Below are 18,962 nucleotides of genomic sequence, written 5' to 3' on the forward strand. Positions count from 1 at the left end.
GCGGGGTTTGCTTTCAAGGAGGTAAGCATGACCATATTCGCCCTCGATGACCCCGATAAGGTCGCCTTCGCCGGCGTCTTGCCCGCCGCTCCGAAGCCGTATGTGCTCGGCAACGGCGAAGGCGAGCGCTCGCTCGTCTTCGACCAGCTGTTCACGATCCTCGCCTCTGGTGACGAGACCAGCGACCAGTACGGCGCGTGGACGATGAAGGCACGGATGGGTGATCGGATCCCCGGGCACGTTCACCATCAGACTCACGAGTTCTTCTACGTCGTCGACGGCGAGATCTCGGTATGGATGGATGACCAGGCCGATTACCACAGCAAGACCACGCTCGTGACAGGTGACTTCGCGTTCGTGCCCGCGGGCATCGTGCACGCCTTCAAGATCGAGAACACCACGACGGTGTTCGGTGCGGGAACCGCCGGCTTCGAGCGCTTCTTCCACGCGATCGGACAGAAGACCGACGTCACCGAGCCTGAGGGTCTCTATGTGCCGCCGTTCGAGGTTATGCGTGCTGCCGGCGAGAAGTACGCCACTCAGTTCATGCCTGACTTCCAGTTCAGGGACTGACCGCGAACCGTGACCTCTTTCCGCGAAGTCGACGTGGCGCAGCAGGACGGATACCGACCGCTGTCGCTTGATCTGCGCACCCCCGACATCGAGGGTGCGCCGCTGGTCGTGTTTTTACACGGTGGCGGGTTTCTTCGCGGTAGTCGCAAGGTCTTCACCCCGGGGATTGCAGATGCAGACTCCTTCGATCGCATCGTCGCGGCAGGTCTTGCCGTGGCATCCTGCGAATACCGATTGAGCGGGGAAGCATGCTTCCCCGCTCAGCTGGACGACGTGGATGCTGCGCTCGCATGGTTGCAGGAACACAGCGGTGCCTACGGCGTGGACGCGTCGCGAATCGTGCTCTGGGGTGTCTCAGCAGGTGCCACGATCGCCGCTCTCGCCGGACTCCGCAGGGACGACATTGCCGGGGTCGTCGACTGGTTCGGACCCGCAGACCTCTTCACGATGGCCGAATACGACACGCGGGAAACGGCAGAGGCCACCAGGGAGGCGCGGTGGCTCGGTGGGCCCGCCATGCAGAATCCTGATCTTGCTCGTGCGGCCAGCCCAGCGCTTCAAGTGCACCCGCAGGCGCCGCCATTCCACATCGCACACGGCACTGCCGACACTCACGTGCCGATCGCGCAGAGTGAAGAGCTTCTGAGTGCGCTGGACGCTCACGGCGTCCCCGCGCATCTGCACCGCGTGCAGGGCGGACAACACTTCTGGCAAGGTGTGGCAGACACCGCCCCGCTCTTCGACTCTGCTATTGACTTCACCCGGCGCGTGACACGCCTCGACACTAAGGACACCGATGTCTGAAACTTCCCCGCTTTTTCCCGCTTTCCTCTGGGGGGCCTCTGTTGCCGGCCACCAGGTCGAAGGGGACAACACCAACAGCGACACGTGGTTCCTCGAGAACGTGGAGCCCACCGTCTTCGCAGAGCGCTCGGGCAAAGCGTGCAACAGCTGGGAGCTGTGGGAGACCGACCTTGATCTCGTTGCGAACCTCGGGCTGAATGCCTTCCGCTTCTCCACCGAGTGGGCGCGGATCGAACCGGAGGAAGGCGTTATCGATAAGTCTGCGCTCGACCACTACGAGCGCATGGTCGATGGGTGCCTCGCCCGGGGGATCTCGCCGGTCCTCACCTTCAGCCACTTCACCCTGCCGCACTGGGTCGCAGCGCGAAGCGGATGGCTTGATCCAGACATGCCCGATCGGTTCGCCCGGTTCTGTGCCGCAGTCACGGCCCGCCTGGGTGACCGCGTCGCCGCCGCAGTCACTCTCAACGAACCGAACCTGCCGCATCTGCTGAGCTGGATCCTCCCCGAGGCCGTGCATGAAGCTAGCCGTGCGACTCTCGATGCAGCCAGCCGCGCTGCCGGAGTCGAGCGATATCGGACTGCCAACGTCATGATTCCCGAGGACTTCGAGGCGACCCAGGAGGGAATGACCAGAGGGCACCTCGCGGCACGCGCAGCGGTCAAGGCCGAACGTGCGGATCTTCCGGTGGGCCTGTCGATCGCGATGGTTGACGATGTCGCCCTTGCGGGCGGAGAAACGATCCGCGACCGTAAGCGAGCGGAGATCTACGACCACTGGTTGGATCTGGCTCAGGGCGATGATTTCATCGGGGTCCAGAACTACGAGCAGCTCACTTACGGGCCCGAGGGGGAGATGCCTGCCCCGGCCGATGCGTTGCGCAATCAATCCGGACAGGCGGTTGCTCCTGCGTCTCTGCGTGGTGCCGTCGAGTACGCCCACCAGCGCAGCGGCAAACCGGTATTCGTCACTGAGCACGGCATCAGTACGACCGAGGACGCGGTGCGTGCAGAGTTCACCGCAGCGTCGATCGATGGGCTGCTCGATTCGATGGCCGAACGCACTCCCGTCCTCGGCTATCTGCACTGGTCGCTGATCGACAACTTCGAGTGGATCTTCGGATACGCCCCGCGGTTCGGCCTGCATGAGTTCGACCGAGAGACGTTCGTGCGCACGCCCAAGCCGAGCGCGCACCGCTACGCGGAGATCGTCCGCGCGAACCTCGAGCCGCTCGTCGCGCGGACATCGACGTCATGACGGCGATCATGATCAGTCCTGCTGAGGTGGCTCTCGCGGCGCCCTTGTTGCGGACAGCGTTCTCGCTCGACCATGGTCATGGCAAGGTCATCCGTGCCACTCTGTCGCTGAGCGCTCTTGGCATAGTCGAAGCGTGGCTGAATGGGGAGCCGACTTCGGACGAACTGCTGGCGCCGGGGTGGACCAGCTACGAATGGCGCATTCGCCTCGTCGAGCATGACGTCACTGCGCTGGTCACCAGCCAGAACGCACTCGTGCTCAGAGTCGGGCACGGTTGGTACTCCGGTCATCTCGGCTTCACCGGGCAGCGTGAGGTGTACGGCCACGAGCGTGCCGCGTATGCGGATCTGCGCATCGAATTCGAGGACGGGCATGCCCAGCACATCGTGACAGATGAGTCCTGGCGTTCGAGCACCGGTGAAGTCCTTGCCGACGACCTGTACAACGGTGAGACCATTGATGCGCGGTTGCGAGATGACCAGTGCACGAGGCCCGGCTTCGACGACACGTCGTGGGGCGGGGTGCGCGCGGTGCCGTTCGACACCGAGCTGCTCGAATCGCGTGTCTCTGAACCCGTGCGGCGAGTGGGGGAGCTCTCCGCTCAGCGGACCTGGACGTCGCCTGCGGGCAAAACACTGGTCGACTTCGGGCAGAACCTCGTCGGGTTCGTCCGGCTGCGGATACGCGGCGAGCGAGGCAGTGAGGTCGTGCTCCGGCACGCGGAGGTGCTCGAGGACGACGAGCTCGGTACGCGTCCGCTCCGAGCGGCGGAGGCCACCGATCGCTTCATCCTGAGCGGGTCCGATGACGTCTTCGAACCCACCCTCACGTTTCACGGTTTCCGATACGTCGAGGTGAGCGGATGGCCGGGAGAAGTCGATCATGACGCCCTGACGGCCATCGTCGTCGCATCCGATCTTCGTCCCATCGGTACATTCTCATGCTCTGACCCGCTTCTGAACCGACTGCACGAGAACGTCCGGTGGGGTATGAGAGGTAACTTCTTGAGCGTGCCCACCGATTGTCCTCAACGCGACGAGCGACTGGGGTGGACCGGCGACCTCGCGGTCTTTGCGTCAACGGCCGCCTATCTGTGTGATGTCGACGACTTCCTGTGCGACTGGCTTACGGACATGGAGCTGGAGCGCTCCGCCACCCCGGAGCACACCGTTCCGGTTGTTGTGCCGAATGTCATGAAATATCTCGACACCGGGTTTCCCGAGCCGGGGGCGACGGCGGTCTGGGGAGACGCCGCCGCGTGGGTGCCGTGGGCGCTGTGGCGAGCCTACGGAAACGAAGATTCTCTGCGTACTGCGTATCCGCTGATGGCTGCGCATGCCCGCAGCGTCGCGCGTGCACTTTCGCCGACCGGACTCTGGGACACCGGATTCCAGTTCGGCGACTGGCTGGACCCGGATGCTCCGGCCGACGACCCTGGTCGGTCCAAAGCCGATACCGGCGTCGTTGCGACCGCATCGGCGTTTCGAACGGCATCCATCCTCGCGCACGCGGCGGAGGCGCTCGGCGATCTCGCCGGTGCGTCAGAGTTCGCTGCGATGCGGGAGCGAGTGGGGGCGGCGTTTCGCACCCACTACGTCGATGGATCGGGAGTGATTCTCAGCGACAGCGCCACCGTATACGCGCTCGCGATCGTCTTCGGCATCCTTGAAGGGCCAGAGGCCGACTCCGCGGGCGACAGGCTCGCCGAACTCGTGCGAGCGGCGGACTATCGTGTCAGCACAGGGTTCGCCGGTACGCCGTTCATCCTCGATGCGCTCAGCGACACCGGCCATCTCGATGAGGCGTACGGGCTGCTGCTCGAACGAGAGATGCCGTCGTGGCTCTACCCCGTCACGATGGGTGCGACGACGATCTGGGAGCGTTGGGATTCGATGCTGCCCGACGGCACGATCAATCCCGGTGAGATGACGAGTTTCAATCACTACGCCTTCGGCGCGGTCGCAGACTGGATGCATCGCAGGATCGGCGGTATCGAGCCGCTCGAACCCGGTTACCGTCGCATTCTCATCGCCCCGCAGCCCGGTGGCGACCTGACCTGGGCTGATGCGAGTCTGCAGACGCCGCACGGGCTCGTGAGGGTGCGCTGGGATGCTGATGACGCTGCAGGTCTGACCGCAGAGGTCACTGTGCCAGAAGGAACCGAGGCTGTTCTGCGTCTTCCAGGACGCAACGAGGAGATCATCGGTGCGGGAACGCACCGCCGATAAGAGAGGTGAGGCGATGAGTGAGATTCATGAAGTTGCACTGAAGGCTGCCGGTTACGACTATGCGCTGCGGATCTACCCCGCAGCCGAGCCCAACGGGAGCATGCTGGTCTGGCTCCACGGTGGAGCCTTCATGTTCGGCACCTTGGACATGCCCGAAGCGGATCAGGTCGGTCGGCGCCTCAGCGCGGCCGGGATCACTGTGGCATCCGTCGATTACACGCTCGCTCCGCTTGACGCGCTCGATCGACTCAGCCCCCCTGATTCTGATGCAGATTTCCCCTCGCCCGAGCAGTTGCGCGCCGAAGCTGATGCCGCCGGACCGCGTGCACGATTTCCTGTCGCGTCGCTGCAGATCGTGGCGGCGTTCGACTGGGCAGTGGATAACGCGGTTCGCTACGGCGCCGATCCGGCCAGGGTCGCGTTGGGAGGCGCCAGTGCCGGAGCCAACCTCTCGGCCGGGGCGGCGATGCGGTTGCGTGACAGGGCGACGAGCCTGCCGAGCGTCCTCGGACTGGTGTACCCCTCACTGCATGACGGCATCGTGCCGGCGAACGACGAGCTGCGCGCGCTGCTGAGAGACGTTCCACCTGCCAGGATCTTCACCCCCGAGGCTCGCGCGGCGATCAATCGCAATTACCTTCCCGATGCCGGGGACCCCGAGGGGTATGCCTTTCCTGGAGGGCGGAACCTGGTCGGCTTGCCGCCTGTGCTCATCGTCAATGCCGAGCTGGACAGCCTCCGGGCATCAGGTGAGGCTTTCGCAGCAGAACTCGCCACCGCCAGTGTGGATGTGCACGTTGTGCGACAGCGCGGTGCGATGCACGGCTACCTCAATGAGGTCGGTCATCCTGCCGCAGAGCGAACCCTCGCTCTGCTGACTGACGCGGTGACTCAGGACTACCGGGAGCGATGACGGTGGCGCGACGACGCTCCGAGATCCGCATGCGCGATCCATTCATCCTCGAAGCAGCTCCCGGATCGTTCGTCTTGTTCGGCACGACTGACGAGAACGTGTGGGGTGGTCCCGCTACCGGATTCGACTGCTACACGAGCGATGATCTCGAAGAATGGGAGGGCCCCATCGCTGCCTTTCGGCCCCCCGAGGGGTTCTGGGCCGACACGCAGTTCTGGGCTCCTGAAGTCCATCGGTATGGCGGCCGATTCTTCCTGTTCGCGACGTTCGCCTCATCAGATACTCGGTCGCGCGGCGTCGCGGTGCTGGTCGCCGAGGAGCCGACGGGTCCCTATGTGCCGTGGAGCGATGGCCCGGTCACGCCCGCCGAGCTCCCCTGCCTGGACGGCACGCTGTTCGTCGATGACGCGGGCGCTCCGTGGCTGGTCTACAGCAGAGGCGCCGAGGGGGCGCGGGGAGGCGATCCGGGGCTCGCCGACGGTGAGATGTGGACACTGCGCCTCACGGATGACCTGCGGGCGCCGGCCGAAGAGCCGCACCTTCTCTTCCGCGCGTCGTCGGCACCATGGAGCAGGCCACTGCGATTCCCTGACGGCGTCGGACCTCCGCCGCAGCTGAATCTCGCTGAGGACCCGTTGTTCACCGATGGAGCGTTTCTCGTTCGCGCCCCGGACGGTGCACTCCTCATGCTCTGGTCGAGTTACGGCGAAGAGGGCTATGCGATGGGAGTCGCCCGCTCGGTCACCGGGAGCATCCTCGGTCCGTGGGAGCAGAACCCGAGACCCTTGTGGGCGCGCAATGGCGGTCACGGGATGGTTCTCACGACGTCGAGCGGCGCAACTCGGCTCGTATTCCACCACCCGAACGACAGCCCCTGGGAACGTGTGAAGCTCATCGATGTCAGATTCACAGACGTCGGTATCGAACTCGTGGATGAAGAACGGACTCAGGATGCCTGATGCCCCCACTGCTCTTCGGCTCAGATCGCGCGCAGGCGTTTCGAGATGTCATCTGCCGTCGCCTGCATGCGCTCCCGCAACGGACCCCGCAGCGAGTCGACATCATGCCGCGTCGACGATACGGCGATGTTGATCGCCGCGGCGGGAGTCGCATCGCGCCCGAACAGCGGCACCGACACCGATCGCAGACCTGCCGCGAGCTCCTGGTCCTGAAGCGCGTATCCCTGCTCGCGGATCTCGCCGAGGTGCGAACGCAGCTCCTCGAACGACGATACGGCGTTGGGTCCGGCGTGCAGCGCGAAGTCGTGTCCGGAGAGCGTCGTACGCAGGGCGTCATCGTCGAGGTAGGCCAGCAGAAGCTTGCCCATCGACGTGTACGCGGCGGGAAGCGTGGATCCGACCTGAATGTTGGCCGTGACGAGATCCGAGTTGCGCAGCCGTACGAGGTAGAGCACCTGGTCGCCGAGGAGAACACCGAGATTGACGGTCTCACCGGTCTCTTCCGCGAGACGGCGCAGCGGCTGTTCGCTCACCTGAACGATGCTCGATCCACGAAGCGCTGCCGATCCCAGGGTCAGAACGGCGACTCCGGGGCGGATGGCGCCGTCCGGAAGGCGCTCGAGGAATCCGTCCTCCTCGAGAGTGGCGACGACGCGGAAGGCCGTCGGCATCGGGATGCCGGTGCGATCGCAGATCTCGCGCAGCTTCAACGACGTCACCGATTCGTCGAACAGCCGCATCACGGCGAGGCCCTTAGCGAGCGCCTCGATCCGGTATCGGCTCGGCGATGCGGACGCGTCTGTCTGATCGTCAGTTTTCATCGTGTGAAACCGTATCTTCATGATCGGATCGCCGCAACATCAGTCCTCGACGCCGAAGACGCGCAGTTGCAATGCGAGGGTTGCGTAGTAGCCGACGAGCGTCGTCAACTCGAAAACGGTCTGGGCTCCGAGTGCCGCGGTCGCCTCGTTCCAGGTCTCATCGTCGAGATCGCCGCGTGCGAGTTGGGAGACGACGCGCGCGACGACTCCTTCTTCACCCGTGAAGAGCGATGTGGTTCCGTCGCGCAGTGCACGGAGCTCCTCGATCGTCAGTCCGGCGGCGGCGCCCACGGCTTCGTGCGACTCCCGCTCGAACGCGCTGTCCCATTCCGCGGCCACGAGGAGGATGGCGATCTCTCGTGCTCGGGCGCTGAGCGTTCCTTCATAACGGATCGCGGCTCCGACGGATTGCAGGGCCGAACCGAGTGCGGGCGAAAGCAGCAGCGCATTGAACGGGCCACGCAGAGAGCCGTCTTCGCGCGTCAAAGCGAAATGCTGGGGCCCCTGGGCGCGGGGCCCGCCTGTGATGGCGTCATAGAGCGCGCGCTGATCTTCTCCCAGGGATTCCGGGGGGAGCGACGGGATGCGGCCGGTCATGCGGTGCCCTTCGGGTTGACGGATCGACGTTCTCAGCATACATTCAATCAATGAAAGCAACTTTCAGAGGATGAACTATGGAAAACAGGACCTTATGACTGACCTGGACACCGCGGCAGCTGCGGTCACAGATGCGAGCTGGCTGGGCCTGTCCGGCTCGCGCGTCCTCATCGCTGGTGCGGGCGGCATCGGGGGTGCGTGCGCACTGGCGTACGCGGCTGCGGGAGCATCCGTCGCCGTCGTCGACCGGGATCGTGCCGCGCTCGACGCGCTCGGTGCCGAACTCGCATCGCTCGGCGCTCCTCACCTGCTCGTCGACGCCGATCTCACCGTGCATGGCGCAGGTGCACGCATCGTCTCCGATGTCATCGCCGAGTTCGGTGGGCTCGAAGTCGTGCTGCACGCGGTCGGCATCAATGACCGTCGGCCCATCCTCGACTTCACCGAGGACGAGTGGGACCACATTCTGCAGGTCAACCTCTCGACGGTCTTCGGCCTTGTGCAGGCGGCCGGACGCCATATGGTCGCGCAGGGCTTCGGTCGCGTGCTCGCGCTGTCCAGCGTCTCCGGGCTGCTCGCGCATCACTCGCACGGTCCGTACGCGGCATCCAAGGGGGGCATCAACCAGCTTCTGCGCGTCATGGCGCGGGAGTGGGCAGCCCACGGCGTCACCGTGAATGCACTGGCACCGGGCTATATCGAGACGCCCCTCACGGCTGGCGAACTCGCAAAGCCCGGCAAGAGAGAAGACCTTGAGAGTCTGGTGCCCGCGGGCAGGCTCGGCACACCTGATGAGCTGACCGGACCCGCGCTGTTCCTGTCGTCGCGTCACGCAGGGTTCATCACCGGCCACGTGATGTACATCGACGGCGGACGCACGCTCGTCTGAGAATTCGTACCTGATAGGAGAGACAGATGACTGATACCACCCCGCAGATCTTCCCCCGCTTCGCGGGAAAGACCGTGCTCGTCACGGGCGCTGGCACGGGCTTCGGCGCCGAGATCGCCGTCCGCGCGGCCCAGGAGGGCGCCAAGGTTGCCGTCCATTACCGCTCGTCCACTGCCGGTGCCGAGCGCACGCTCGAGCGCATTCGCGAAGCAGGCAGCGATGGCATTCTCGTGCAGGCCGACATCGGCTCCTGGGAGCAGATCAAGCGCATGGCCGACGAGGTCTTCGACGCGTTCGGCACGCTCGATGTGCTGGTCAACAACGTCGGTGATGTCTCCAGCGAGCAGATGGGGTGGGAAGAGCTCACCCAGGAAGCGCTCGACGCCGTCATCGACATCGACGTCAAGGGCACGCTGCTCATGACGCATGAGTTCGGTGAACGGATGCTCGCACAGGGGCACGGCAACATCGTGCAGGTCGGGTCGACGGTGATCGTCCGCGGTTCTGCGCGTGCTCCGCAGTACGCGGCGGCGAAATACGCGATCCTCGGTATCACCAAGTCTTACGCGAAGGCGTTCGCGCCTGCTGTGCGGGTGAACACCTTCGCCCCTGGCTTCATGGAGACCGAGCGGCTCCTCAACCGTGAGGACTGGAAGAACGGTCGTCGCGAGGTGCTGCTTTCGCAGACGCCGATGGGTGTCATCCCGCCGCCGGAGTTCGTCACAGGTGCCTGCCTCTGGCTGGCGACGGACGAAGCGGCCCACCTCACCGGTGGCTACATGCTCGCCGATGGCGGCTTCAACATGGTCGGCGCTTAAGCGTCGCCCGAGATCACACAGGAGAGAGAAACCATGAAGCTCATCACATTCAACGGCGGCCGCGTGGGCCGGCTCGAGCTCGAAGAGGGCACCGTCATCGAACTGGACGTACCCTCGACGCGGGAGTACTTCGAGCGCGGCGGCGACGTCCGCGAGACCGGCGAGCGCCTTGCGTACGCCGACGTGAAGCTCGAGGCGCCGATCCGTCCGAAGAAGTTCTTCCACACCGCCGGAAACTTCGCCGATCACCACAACGAATTGACCGCCGTCGACTGGTCGCATCCCGTACACAAGGGCATCGTCTTCTTCCAGAACGTCGACGCCATCATCGGCCCGGGCGATGACATCGTCTACCCAGAGGGCCTCACGCGAGAGCTTGACTATGAGCTTGAGCTGGGAATCATCATCGGCAAGTCGGGCAAGTTCTTCGGCCCGGATGAGGCCGATGACTACATCGCCGGCTTCACGGTGTTCAACGACATCACCGCGCGGGACATCCAGCGCAAGGAGATGGAGTCGGGCGTGTTCTCGTTCAGCAAGGGGATCGACACGTTCTGCCCCATCGGTCCCTGGATCGTCACGCGCGACGAGGTGCCTGACATGCACGAGCTTCCCATGCAGCTGCGCGTGAACGGCGAAGTGCGCCAGCAGGGCAACACGAACCAGACCCGGATCAAGTTCCCGCACCTCGTTGCATATCACTCGCCGCAGATCTACTCGGCGGGCGACATCATCACGACGGGGACGATCTCTGGTGTGGCTGCGGTGCAGCCGGACCCGTTCGACTTCTATCTGAAGCCGGGTGACAAGATCGAAGCGGAGATCACCGGGATCGGAACGCTGAACAACACCGTTATCTCGTGGGAAGACCGCTACGGTAAGCCCGCTCCGCAGCGCGTCGACTGGTAAGGCGTACCTGTGAGAGTCGCAAACCTCGCTGGCCGTGCCGTCCTCGTCGACGGCACGGCCGATGCCAGGATGATCGATGTCGCAGAGGCATCCGATGGCAGGTTCGGTCCGGACCCGCAGTCGCTGTTCGATGACTGGGCGGCGTTCACGCAGTGGGCGGCATCCGCAGAGCTCCGCGACGGGACTCTCGTCGCGGAGCAGGTGTTCGGCGCCCCCGTCCCGCGCCCGCGCCAGGTCTTCGCGATCGGCCTGAACTATGCCGAACATGCGGCTGAGGCCGGCTATCCGCCGGACTCGATGCCGGTGACGTTCACGAAGTTCCCGTCGTCGATCGTCGGTCCGGATGTCGTCGTCGAACTGCCCGAAGGCCATGTCGATTGGGAGGTCGAACTCGTCGTGGTGATCGGCAAGAAGGCGCACAAGGTCGATCGGGAGAGTGCGTGGGATCATGTCGCCGGTCTGACGATCGGGCAGGACATCTCCGAGCGCATCACCCAGCTGCAGGGCTCAGCGCCGCAGTTCAGTCTCGGCAAGTCCTTCCCCGGCTTCGGGCCGACAGGGCCATGGCTCGTGACATCGGACGAGTTCACCGATCGTGACGACCTCGCGATCTCCTGCAGTCTTTCCGGCGAGGAGATGCAGTCTTCGCGCACAGGCATGATGCTCTACGACGTTCCAGAACTGCTCGTGCGGCTCTCGGCCGTCTGCCCGCTGCTGCCAGGGGACATCATCTTCTCCGGAACACCCTCCGGGATCGGAAACCGCCGCACGCCGCAGCGGTTCATCGCACCGGACGATGTGCTGGTCAGCGAGATCGAGGGTATCGGCACACTGGTCACGCGTTTCTCCGCGACTGCGTCGCAGTGAGAAATCCGATCCTTCCCGGCTTCAATCCGGACCCGAGCATCGTTTGCGTCGACGGCGTCTACTACCTCGTCACGTCGACGTTCGAGTACCTCCCCGCCTTGCCGATCTATCGCAGCGCGGATCTCGAGTCGTGGGAGCTCATCGGACATGTCGCAACGCGTGAGAAGCAGGTCGGGATCGCGCAATCGCCGACGCCGGGCGGTGCGTGGGCGCCGACGATCCGTCACCACGACGGACGATTCCATGTCATCGTCAGCGTGATGTTCAACGCACGCGGATGCGTCGTCTTCACTGCGGATGCTGCGGAGGGCCCATGGTCGGACGGCGTCGTCATTCCGGCAGTCGACGGCATCGATCCCGACCTCGCGTGGGACGACGACGGAACGGCCTACGTGACGTATGCCGTAATGGGTCAGGGCATCCGCCAGGTGCGTGTCGATCTCGAAACAGGAGGAGCGCTCGAGGAGCCGCGCGGGCTCTGGTCCGGCACGGGGCTGCACGCTCCGGAAGGTCCGCATCTGTACCAGCGGGGAAACGACTGGTATCTGCTCATCGCCGAGGGGGGTACTGAGCGCGGTCACGCAGTGAGCATCGCCAGAGGTCCGTCCCCGAGCGGGCCGTTCGAGGGGTGCGTCGACAACCCGATTCTGAGCGCGCGCAGCACCGGCGCGCCCGTGCAGAACGTCGGCCATGCGGATCTTGTCGAAACGCCGGATGGCGGAACGGCTCTGGTCGCACTGGGTGTTCGCCCGGTCGGATTCACCCGTGCTTTCTCGCCGCTCGGACGCGAGACGTTCCTCACCACGGTCGACTGGGTGGACGGTTGGCCACGGCCTAGGCCGATCCTCGTCGACGCTTCGCCCGATGCCATCGCCGAAACCCTTGATCCGGCGCGTCCATTGGACGAGCAGGGCTGGATCGCGGTGCGTCAGACTCCCTCCGAGCTCGTACAGGCCGATCAGGGTCGAGTGATCCTCCGCGGCCACGGGACGGACCTGGGTGATCTGCGTCCGTGTTTCGTCGGTCGCCGACAGCAGCATCATGCGGCGGTGTTCTCCGCCCGCGTCAATGTCTCCGAGGGGACAGGCGGTATTGCAGGGCGTCATTCCGACGTGCACTGGTTCGCCATCCAAGCGGAACTCATCGGCGACAGCATCCGGGTGACCGCGCGCGCCGCGTTGTCTGGATTCGTGTACGAACAGACCGCCGAACTCGGGGCCGGTGAGGTCGTGCTGACCATCCGCACTCGGCTTCCCCGCGGCGATCGTCCGCGCCCGGAAACCGGTGGCGACCGAATTCAGCTGGTGGTGGCACACGCTGATGCACCGGACGATGAGGTGCTCCTCGTTGAACTCGACGGCAGGTACTGGAGCTTCGAAACCACCGAGTCATTCACTGGACGGGTGCTGGGGCTGTACTCGATCCGCGGTCCGGTGCGATTCGCCGACGTGCGATACGAGGGAATCGCGTGACTGAATCAGCGTGGCGCGTTGCCGTCGACAATGACTTCGCAGGCGATCCGGACGGGCTCGTGTCGCTTGCGCACCTGCTCGTGGGTGATGCGGTGCGGGTCGAACTCATCACGACGTCACTGCTGGATGCGAACCTCGCGGCACTTGCGGGCGTGGATGCGGGGCGAACTGCCGCAGCGGGGGTCATTCGAGTCGAAGGCTTGTATCGCGCGGCAGCGGCCGAGCCTCCGCCGATCATCGCTGGTGCAGAATCTCTCGACGCCGAAGCCGCGAATCCCGCGGCCGAAGCCCTCGTGACCTGGTCGGCCTCATTCGATGATGCGCCGCGGCTGCTGCTCTGCGGTGGCCCGCTCACCAACATCGCGGCAGCTCTTCGTTGCGACGCAGGTCTCGTGGACCGTGTGCGCCTCGTGTGGATCGGCGGTGCTCTCGACGGGGGGCCCGAGTACAACCGCGACACGGATGCCGCGGCGGCCGCCGAAGTCTTCGCGTCTGCGTTCGACATAGTCCAGATTCCGCGGGAGCACTATGCGCAGCTTCGCTATTCGTTGGTTGAGATCGCTGACGGTGTCGGCAGAGCAGGCGTTCTCGGCCGCTGGCTCGTCGACGAGCTGTTCGATGTGCCGCCATTCGTGACTCTTCGAGGTGCGCTCACGCTCGGTGACAGTGCGCTCGTTTCGGTCTCTGCACTCGATCCCACTCTCGACGCCGTGGTGCGTCCGGGGCGCAGAATCATCGCGGACGTCGACCCGCGACTCCTCTGGGGCGATTTCCTGACGCTGCTGAGGGGGCGAGTATGAGTGAGCAGAGCTGCCGGGACCTTCGGCTCGAATACCTCAGTGCACCGATCGGGGTGGGAGCGCGAGTCCCGCGCTTCTCCTGGATCATCGACCAGGCACAGGATGGCTACGAGATCGAGGTGATCACCGGCGACCGCACCGTGTGGGCGAGCGGTCGTATCGAATCCGCCGACACCGTGCTCATCGAGTATGCCGGCGAGCCGCTGAGCTCGAACACCGCGTACTCCTGGCGCGTGCGCAGCTTCGCTGATGGCACCTCGACAGCCTGGGCGGAATCGTCATTTGAGACCGCGCTCCTCGATGTCTCTGACTGGCAGGCGGCGTGGGTCGAGCCCGCGCAGGAGGACGCCGTCGTAGAGCGCTGGAGCATCGTGGACTGGATCCGCGGCCTCGGGCCCGACTCCCCACCTGAGGAGCGACTGCGCCCGCCGCAGCTGCTGCGCCATTCCTTCACCGCTCGCGAGAAGCCGGTGCGCGCACGAATGTATGCCACATCGCGAGGCACGTATTCGGCATTCGTGAACGGGCAGCGCGCCGACGACCAGGTGCTCGCGCCCGGCTCCGACACCTACGAGCACCGCATCTCGGTGCAGTGCTACGACATCACCCACGCGCTCGTCGTGGGGGAGAACGTCATCGCCATCGCCCTCGCCGACGGCTGGTGGGCAGGGCGGCTCGGTCTCACAGGCTCCAGCGCGCAGTTCGGCACGCGCCTCTCCGCCATCTGGCAGCTGCATCTCGACTACGTCGATGGTACGAGCGAAGTCGTGGCATCCGGACCCGATGTGCGCAGCGCATCAGGCCCCTGGGCCTACGCCGATCTCTTCGTCGGCGAGCAGTTCGACCGACGGGCCGTGCCCGAAGGGTGGGACCGGCCGGGATTCGACGACAGTCGATGGGCCCCGGTGACTCAGCTGACCGGTGGTTACGAGGTGCTGCGCCCCTTCAGCGGCGAGCCGATTCGACGCGTGCTCGAGCTGCCAGCGCAGCAGCTCATCGAGACTGCAGACGGAGTGATCGTCGATTTCGGTCAGGTCATCGCAGGGCGCGTCCGTGTGCGGCTGCACTCCACGACTCCAGGCCAGCGCATCACGATCGAACACACGGAGACGCTCGCATCGGACGGTTCGTGGTTCGCCAACATCGTCGGCATCAACAAAGAGCAGACCGACGTGTTCATCGCAGCGGGCGGCGATGACGAGTGGGAACCCGAGTTCACCTTCCACGGATTCCGCTATGCACGCGTGAGCGGTCTCACCGAGCCGCTCGACCCCGATGACATCGTCGCCGTCGTCCTCGCGAGCGATCTCGAGCAGACCGGTCTTTTTGAGACCTCGGACGCCCGACTGAACAGGCTCCACCAGAACGTGGTGTGGAGCCAGCGAGGCAATTTCATCTCGGTGCCGATGGACTGCCCTCAGCGCGAGAAGGTCGGCTGGGCCGGTGATATCCAAGCCTTCGTTGCGGCCGCGACGAACAATGCTCAGGTGGTGCCGTTTCTCTCGCGCTGGCTGGAGAACCTGCGCGCCGATCAGCTCGACGACGGACGCATCCCGATCTTCTCGCCCCGATCACCCTTCGACTCCGAGGCTGCAGCGAATGCACAGGGCGTGGGGGCGATCGTCGCATCCGCGGGCTGGAGCGATGCCATCGCCACGGTGCCGTGGACACTGTACGAGCGCTACGGCGATCGCCGTATCCTCGAGGACAACTTCGAGGCCGCCGTGCACTGGGTCGATTTCCAGCGCACGGCGGCAGCGGCGGAGCTGCCGCATGCGCTGAACGACGACGATCTCGACGACGATCGCCGGCGCAGGCAGGCGCTGCTCTTCAACACCGGTGCGCACTTCGGCGACTGGCTGACCCCCAGCACGATGGAGGGCAAGCCCACACACGAAGCGATCGGGATCGCGCCGGCGTTGACGAGCGAGTTCGTCGCGCCGATGTTCCAGGCGAACACGCTCAGCATCGTCGCCGAGATGGCTGCGGTGCTCGGGAAGGAAGCGGATGCTGCCGCGTTCGCCGTCCACGCTGCGGATGTGCGTGCGGCGTTCGCCGCTGAGTACATCGATGCCGAGGGTGATCTGCCCCTTCGATTGCAGGGCGTGTACGTGCTCGCGCTGGCGTTCGACATGGTGCCCGCGAGTCGGCGCGAATACACGGCGGCGCGCCTGGTCGAGCTGATCGAGCAGCGCGGTGACCGACTTGACACCGGGTTCCTCTCGACGCCGTATCTTCTCGATGTGCTCTGCGACACCGGCCACGCCGACGTGGCTCACCGGCTGCTCTGGCAGCACGAGATGCCGTCGTGGTTGTACGAGGTCGACCACGACGCGACGACCATTTGGGAGTCATGGGATGCGATCGCCCCCGATGGCACCATCCGGCCGATGTCGTTCAACCACTATGCGCCCGGCAGCGTCGACGATTGGCTCTATCGACGTGTCGCCGGCATTCGCTCGACATCCCCGGGCTACCGCTCGGCGACGCTCGCGCCCGACTTCGACAGCGGTGTCGACAGCGCCCGCGCCCAGGTCGGCACACCCTTCGGCCCGCTGCGCGTCGAATGGACGAAGAGTGTGGATGCAGCATCCGTCACCGCCGACGTTCCGTACGGCATCGACGCCGTCCTCCGCGGGCCGACCGGCGACACTATCCCCCTTCTGCCCGGTCGCTCGACCCACATTCTCAACGTCTTCACGGAGATCACGTGATCTCCCGATCCGCTACCGCGACGTCCCCTGTGAGACCGAGCCCTGCAGCTGACGCTGGAAGAAGATGTACACGATGAGCACCGGCACGATCGTGATGATCACCGCGGCGAACAGCGCGCCCTGATCGACCTCGTAGCCGGCGGCCGATGCGAAGGCCGCCATCCCCTGTGAGAGCACGTACTGCGAGGCGTTCGGGTTCAACGCCACCGGCAGCAGGAACTGATTCCACAGCCCGAGGAAGTTCAGGATTCCGACCGCCGCAAGCCCGGGCTTCGCCATCGGCAGCATCACCTGGAAGAACGTGCGCCATTCGCTGGCACCATCGACGTAGGCGGCTTCTTGGATCTCGTACGGCAATGATTTGAAGAACGAGTACAGGAAGAACACCGTGAACGGCCGTGATCACGGATGCCCCCGCTCCTGCCCTGCTCACCGCCGGGTTCGAGGTCATCGTCGCGTGAGGGCGCGCTCGTCGGGGCGCTTTGGTCGCGGTATCCGCGCGCCCGCCCGACACTTGTCAGTCTCGATCGCAGAGGTCAGTGCGGACCCCAGATTCCGGCTCGACATCTGTGATCCGCACTGACCGCTGTAGCAGCGGGTCGGGCGTCAGGGGCGGGTGACGGGCTGCTGCAACTCGGTGACCCAGTCGGACTGGTTGTCCGATACGGCCCGCACGTACAGTTCGCGGCACGCGCCAGACGGAACGAAGCCACGCGCGAGGATCTCCGCGTGGATCGCCTGCCAGCTGTCGGCGATCCCGTCCATAGAACCCAGATGGATGCCGCACACGGCAGCGACCTCTGCGGGCAGCTCGATGATCTCGAAGCCCTTGTGCTCGGGACCTGAGTAGGTGTATCCGACGGTGATCGCCAGGCCATCTTCGCCGTGATCGTACTGCGCGACCGGGGTATCCAGCGCGTCGGATTTGTCGCCGATTATGCCGGCGATCATGTCGAACGCGGGGCCCACGACGCCAGCGACCTCGGGCTGCGACGCCACGACGGCACGGCGAGCGGCTAGTCGGAGCGCGGGCAGAGGCTTCTCGATGATCTCGATCTGGGGCATGTGATTCTCTTTCTCTATGAGGTGGAGCCGCCGTTCCACATCGACGAGTCGGTCAGCTGCGATCCGGTGCTCTTCTTCGACCTCGGCGTGGCGTACGCGCAGCAGGGCGCTGATGCGCGCAGCATCCACTCCTTGTTCAAGGATCATCGAGATGTCATCCAGGCCGAAGCCGAGCTGACGCAGAGCGACGATCCGGTGGAGCCTTGCGAGCTGCGACGGATCATACGAGCGGTAGCCGCTGAACTCGTCCACGTGGGCGGGCACGAGCAAGCCGGCGGTGTCCCAATGCCGAAGCATCCGATGGGTCACCTGGCCGATCTGCGCGAACGCTCCGATGGACAACATGTCTCAGTTCTCCCGTCTGCCACAGTGTCAGAGTCAAGTATCTAGAACTGGGCGGCGTGGGCCAACCAGGCGGACTCGGCGGGAAGCGCGCGCAGCGGCCGCGTCGAGACGGCGAGGATGACCGAGACGGCGCAGAGTGCGGCGCCGATGATGAGGGTCGCTTCGCGCCCGACGAACGACAGCCCGACACCGGCGACCAGTGGGGCGAGCGGCATCGCGCCCATTCCCAGCACAGCGGCGGCGCTGTTCGCGCGGCCCAGCATCGGGCTCGGGGTGGCGACCATGAAGTAGCCCATCAGTGCGGCATTGACCGCGGGGATGAAGAACACCACTGCGCCGAGCACGACCGCGAGCCAGATGGGCGCGTGCACGGGGATGAGGCCGAAGACTCCGACCGTCGACACCAGCAGCCCTGCGATGATGATGGTGCCTGCCCGCACGCGAGAGACGAGAAGCGGCGCGAGCAGCGCGCCGAGGAGCATGGCGATTCCCGCCCCGGTGGCGAGCAGACCGATCGTCACCGGCGAGTGGCCCTGCTGCTGCAGCGCGTAGATGACCGTCGCGATCGCGTGTGGAAGCCCACCGACGGGGCGTGGAACGTTGGCTCTCCGGAGCATCCGATCGTTGATGAAGTGCTCGGCGGCGTGCTCATGAATTCGCTCGCTGACGATCACGTCGATATGGTGCGGCGCGTCCTGGTGTGGGCGCCGGAGTACGTCTCGGGGCGAGACCCGGAGGTGCACGGGACGTTCTCGCAACGCAGCATGCGCCTGACCGCTGCAGAGTTCGGTGAGGTTGAACGGCGAATCCAAGAGGTGATCAAAGAGGTCGAGGACGCGGCGGACCCCGATGACCCCGAGGCTCGCTTATGGTCCCTCGACATCGTTGCCGCTGACGACCTGATCTGAGCCGCGCGACGTGTCCCTGCCG

The 18,962-nt window shown here is 65.2% G+C and carries 18 protein-coding genes and 1 pseudogene; 14 read left to right on the plus strand and 5 right to left on the minus strand.

Annotated features, from left to right (window positions below):
• Nucleotides 1–27 precede the first annotated feature (27 nt).
• Genes ACN0RC_RS12795 through ACN0RC_RS12820 form a run of 6 tightly spaced genes read left to right on the plus strand, consistent with a single transcriptional unit; the run spans nucleotide 28 to nucleotide 6,735 of the window.
• Nucleotides 28–573, plus strand: a complete 546-nt coding sequence (locus tag ACN0RC_RS12795) for a quercetin 2,3-dioxygenase (RefSeq protein WP_417512297.1) — start codon at nucleotides 28–30, stop codon at nucleotides 571–573.
• Nucleotides 574–582: 9 nt separating this feature from the next.
• Nucleotides 583–1,377, plus strand: coding sequence for an alpha/beta hydrolase fold domain-containing protein (locus ACN0RC_RS12800; protein ID WP_417512298.1), 795 nt, complete (start codon nucleotides 583–585; stop codon nucleotides 1,375–1,377).
• Nucleotides 1,370–2,635 (plus strand): glycoside hydrolase family 1 protein, encoded by a 1,266-nt coding sequence (locus ACN0RC_RS12805; RefSeq protein ID WP_417512300.1) that lies wholly within the window; start codon nucleotides 1,370–1,372, stop codon nucleotides 2,633–2,635. The genes ACN0RC_RS12800 and ACN0RC_RS12805 overlap by 8 nt, the downstream gene beginning before the upstream one ends.
• On the plus strand, nucleotides 2,632–4,863 hold the full coding sequence (locus ACN0RC_RS12810) for a family 78 glycoside hydrolase catalytic domain (RefSeq protein WP_417512302.1): 2,232 nt from the start codon (nucleotides 2,632–2,634) through the stop codon (nucleotides 4,861–4,863). The genes ACN0RC_RS12805 and ACN0RC_RS12810 overlap by 4 nt, the downstream gene beginning before the upstream one ends.
• Before the next feature lie 13 nt (nucleotides 4,864–4,876).
• On the plus strand, nucleotides 4,877–5,776 hold the full coding sequence (locus ACN0RC_RS12815) for an alpha/beta hydrolase fold domain-containing protein (protein ID WP_417512303.1): 900 nt from the start codon (nucleotides 4,877–4,879) through the stop codon (nucleotides 5,774–5,776).
• Between the two features lie 2 nt (nucleotides 5,777–5,778).
• Nucleotides 5,779–6,735, plus strand: a complete 957-nt coding sequence (locus tag ACN0RC_RS12820; protein WP_417512305.1) for a glycoside hydrolase family 43 protein — start codon at nucleotides 5,779–5,781, stop codon at nucleotides 6,733–6,735.
• Between the two features lie 20 nt (nucleotides 6,736–6,755).
• Here ACN0RC_RS12820 and ACN0RC_RS12825 read toward each other — a convergent pair whose 3' ends face one another.
• Complete coding sequence (locus ACN0RC_RS12825; RefSeq protein WP_417512306.1) at nucleotides 6,756–7,556, minus strand: IclR family transcriptional regulator; 801 nt, start codon at nucleotides 7,554–7,556, stop codon at nucleotides 6,756–6,758.
• Nucleotides 7,557–7,595: 39 nt separating this feature from the next.
• Entirely contained in the window at nucleotides 7,596–8,153 is a 558-nt protein-coding gene (locus tag ACN0RC_RS12830) for a carboxymuconolactone decarboxylase family protein (RefSeq protein ID WP_417512307.1), read from the minus strand.
• A gap of 94 nt (nucleotides 8,154–8,247) precedes the next feature.
• On the opposite strand from ACN0RC_RS12830, the gene ACN0RC_RS12835 reads away from it, so the two are divergent.
• The 7 genes from ACN0RC_RS12835 to ACN0RC_RS12865 are packed head-to-tail and all read left to right on the plus strand — an operon-like array spanning nucleotide 8,248 to nucleotide 16,622.
• Nucleotides 8,248–9,042 carry an SDR family NAD(P)-dependent oxidoreductase gene (locus ACN0RC_RS12835; RefSeq protein WP_417512308.1) on the plus strand — a complete coding sequence of 265 codons (795 nt, stop codon included), beginning with the start codon at nucleotides 8,248–8,250 and terminating at the stop codon, nucleotides 9,040–9,042.
• Between the two features lie 26 nt (nucleotides 9,043–9,068).
• On the plus strand, nucleotides 9,069–9,860 hold the full coding sequence (locus ACN0RC_RS12840; protein ID WP_417512310.1) for an SDR family NAD(P)-dependent oxidoreductase: 792 nt from the start codon (nucleotides 9,069–9,071) through the stop codon (nucleotides 9,858–9,860).
• 33 nt (nucleotides 9,861–9,893) lie between these two features.
• Nucleotides 9,894–10,769, plus strand: coding sequence for a fumarylacetoacetate hydrolase family protein (locus tag ACN0RC_RS12845; protein WP_417512311.1), 876 nt, complete (start codon nucleotides 9,894–9,896; stop codon nucleotides 10,767–10,769).
• Between the two features lie 9 nt (nucleotides 10,770–10,778).
• Nucleotides 10,779–11,636: a fumarylacetoacetate hydrolase family protein gene (locus ACN0RC_RS12850; RefSeq protein WP_417512313.1), complete on the plus strand. Its 858-nt coding sequence runs from the start codon at nucleotides 10,779–10,781 to the stop codon at nucleotides 11,634–11,636.
• Nucleotides 11,633–13,108, plus strand: coding sequence for a family 43 glycosylhydrolase (locus ACN0RC_RS12855; protein WP_417512314.1), 1,476 nt, complete (start codon nucleotides 11,633–11,635; stop codon nucleotides 13,106–13,108). The genes ACN0RC_RS12850 and ACN0RC_RS12855 overlap by 4 nt, the downstream gene beginning before the upstream one ends.
• Nucleotides 13,105–13,908 carry a nucleoside hydrolase gene (locus ACN0RC_RS12860; protein WP_417512315.1) on the plus strand — a complete coding sequence of 268 codons (804 nt, stop codon included), beginning with the start codon at nucleotides 13,105–13,107 and terminating at the stop codon, nucleotides 13,906–13,908. The genes ACN0RC_RS12855 and ACN0RC_RS12860 overlap by 4 nt, the downstream gene beginning before the upstream one ends.
• Nucleotides 13,905–16,622, plus strand: coding sequence for a family 78 glycoside hydrolase catalytic domain (locus ACN0RC_RS12865; protein WP_417512317.1), 2,718 nt, complete (start codon nucleotides 13,905–13,907; stop codon nucleotides 16,620–16,622). The genes ACN0RC_RS12860 and ACN0RC_RS12865 overlap by 4 nt, the downstream gene beginning before the upstream one ends.
• A 12-nt stretch (nucleotides 16,623–16,634) precedes the next feature.
• On the opposite strand, the pseudogene ACN0RC_RS12870 reads toward ACN0RC_RS12865, so the two are convergent.
• The 3 genes and pseudogenes from ACN0RC_RS12870 to ACN0RC_RS12880 form a co-directional block, all read right to left on the minus strand.
• Nucleotides 16,635–17,018: pseudogene (locus ACN0RC_RS12870) on the minus strand (carbohydrate ABC transporter permease); the annotation flags it as partial.
• A 210-nt stretch (nucleotides 17,019–17,228) separates the two neighbouring features.
• Nucleotides 17,229–18,032, minus strand: coding sequence for a MerR family transcriptional regulator (locus ACN0RC_RS12875; protein ID WP_417512319.1), 804 nt, complete (start codon nucleotides 18,030–18,032; stop codon nucleotides 17,229–17,231).
• A 41-nt stretch (nucleotides 18,033–18,073) separates the two neighbouring features.
• On the minus strand, nucleotides 18,074–18,706 hold the full coding sequence (locus tag ACN0RC_RS12880) for an MFS transporter (RefSeq protein WP_417512321.1): 633 nt from the start codon (nucleotides 18,704–18,706) through the stop codon (nucleotides 18,074–18,076).
• A 6-nt stretch (nucleotides 18,707–18,712) separates the two neighbouring features.
• Here ACN0RC_RS12880 and ACN0RC_RS12885 point away from each other — a divergent pair, with 6 nt between their 5' ends.
• Nucleotides 18,713–18,940, plus strand: coding sequence for a hypothetical protein (locus ACN0RC_RS12885; RefSeq protein ID WP_417512323.1), 228 nt, complete (start codon nucleotides 18,713–18,715; stop codon nucleotides 18,938–18,940).
• The last annotated feature ends 22 nt before the right edge of the window (nucleotides 18,941–18,962 follow it).

The organism is Microbacterium sp. (assembly GCF_048259935.1).
Taxonomy (GTDB): Bacteria; Actinomycetota; Actinomycetes; order Actinomycetales; family Microbacteriaceae; genus Microbacterium.

Excerpts from the sequence above, each read along its gene's own strand:
- ACN0RC_RS12835 (WP_417512308.1), top strand. The coding sequence starts at position 8,248 with ATGACTGACCTGGACACCGCGGCAGCTGCGGTCACAGATGCGAGCTGG.
- ACN0RC_RS12845 (WP_417512311.1), top strand. The coding sequence starts at position 9,894 with ATGAAGCTCATCACATTCAACGGCGGCCGCGTGGGCCGGCTCGAGCTC.
- ACN0RC_RS12865 (WP_417512317.1), top strand. The coding sequence starts at position 13,905 with ATGAGTGAGCAGAGCTGCCGGGACCTTCGGCTCGAATACCTCAGTGCA.
- ACN0RC_RS12875 (WP_417512319.1), bottom strand. The coding sequence starts at position 18,032 with ATGTTGTCCATCGGAGCGTTCGCGCAGATCGGCCAGGTGACCCATCGG.
- ACN0RC_RS12815 (WP_417512303.1), top strand. The coding sequence starts at position 4,877 with ATGAGTGAGATTCATGAAGTTGCACTGAAGGCTGCCGGTTACGACTAT.
- ACN0RC_RS12885 (WP_417512323.1), top strand. The coding sequence starts at position 18,713 with ATGGTGCGGCGCGTCCTGGTGTGGGCGCCGGAGTACGTCTCGGGGCGA.
- ACN0RC_RS12795 (WP_417512297.1), top strand. The coding sequence starts at position 28 with ATGACCATATTCGCCCTCGATGACCCCGATAAGGTCGCCTTCGCCGGC.
- ACN0RC_RS12805 (WP_417512300.1), top strand. The coding sequence starts at position 1,370 with ATGTCTGAAACTTCCCCGCTTTTTCCCGCTTTCCTCTGGGGGGCCTCT.
- ACN0RC_RS12830 (WP_417512307.1), bottom strand. The coding sequence starts at position 8,153 with ATGACCGGCCGCATCCCGTCGCTCCCCCCGGAATCCCTGGGAGAAGAT.
- ACN0RC_RS12840 (WP_417512310.1), top strand. The coding sequence starts at position 9,069 with ATGACTGATACCACCCCGCAGATCTTCCCCCGCTTCGCGGGAAAGACC.
- ACN0RC_RS12825 (WP_417512306.1), bottom strand. The coding sequence starts at position 7,556 with ATGAAAACTGACGATCAGACAGACGCGTCCGCATCGCCGAGCCGATAC.
- ACN0RC_RS12810 (WP_417512302.1), top strand. The coding sequence starts at position 2,632 with ATGACGGCGATCATGATCAGTCCTGCTGAGGTGGCTCTCGCGGCGCCC.